Annotated in this window: 3 protein-coding genes; all 3 read left to right on the plus strand. The window is 46.3% G+C overall.

Annotation, left to right across the window (positions count from 1 at the left end; translation table 11 throughout):
- Window positions 1-134: hypothetical protein (locus tag B2575_RS12895; RefSeq protein WP_296242566.1), on the plus strand; the 134-nt coding region annotated here is incomplete at its 5' end.
- A gap of 194 nt (window positions 135-328) precedes the next feature.
- Window positions 329-676, plus strand: a complete 348-nt coding sequence (locus B2575_RS12900) for a 2-oxoadipate dioxygenase/decarboxylase family protein (RefSeq protein ID WP_422662643.1) — start codon at window positions 329-331, stop codon at window positions 674-676.
- 2 nt (window positions 677-678) lie between these two features.
- Window positions 679-960: 2-oxoadipate dioxygenase/decarboxylase family protein (locus tag B2575_RS12905; protein ID WP_296242524.1), on the plus strand; the 282-nt coding region annotated here is incomplete at its 3' end.

Consider the following 960-nt stretch of genomic DNA (forward strand, 5'->3'; position numbering starts at 1 on the left):
TGCCAAGTGGGCAATATCGCCATATCATTCGCTTATTACCGCCACTTACCATAGAGCCTGACACCCTAAAAGAAGGGTTGGATATTCTAAAAGAGGTGCTCATCGCGCTTCCTGATGGATTGCCTGCCGCTTAATGTTTAGGCGTGCTTAGGATAGATAGTGCATCGTCATAACCAAATGCTCGAAATCAAATACTTATTATTAAGCTAAAAATTTATTAACTCTATTACAAGGATGTTTATTTGTGAAAAATAGTAGCGTCAGTCCAGATAAGGATTTTATCTGCAGCGATGATATCCGCCATGATTTCTCTATGGCCATGTCAGCGATGTACCAAGATGAGGTGCCGCTATACGGCGACTTGGTTGATTTGGTCAGTGATGTCAATACCGAAGTATTAACCTCACATCCCGATATTAAATCACAACTGCTGCATACGGGCGAGATTGAGCGTCTGAGCATGGAGCGCCATGGGGCAATTAGGCTAGGTACCGCAGCAGAGCTGAGCATGATGCGCCGTCTCTTTGCCGTGATGGGTATGCACCCTGTCGGCTACTACGATTTAGCGCCTGCTGGCGTGCCGGTACATTCAACAGCTTTTCGCGCGCTTGACTCGCATTCATTGCATAAAAGCCCTTTTCGCGTCTTTACCTCGTTATTGCGTTTAGNNGTTTAGATTTGATTGCCGATGAAAATTTACAACAAGAAGCCACGGCCACACTGGCGCAGCGTCAGATATTCACTACTGGCGTTATTGAGCTTATTGAGGGTTTTGAGGCGCAAGGTGGCTTGACTGCTGAGCAAGCAGAGCAGTTTGTACAAGAAGCGCTAGAGACATTTCGCTGGCATGATAAAACGCCGGTGGCAAAAGGGCTCTATCAGCGTTTATTAAATCAGCATCCGCTGGTCGCTGATGTGGTTGGCTTTAAGGGTCCGCATATCAATCATTTAACGCCTAGA

The organism is Psychrobacter sp. UBA6739, from assembly GCF_002453835.1.
GTDB classification, from domain to species: domain Bacteria; phylum Pseudomonadota; class Gammaproteobacteria; order Pseudomonadales; family Moraxellaceae; genus Psychrobacter; species Psychrobacter immobilis_A.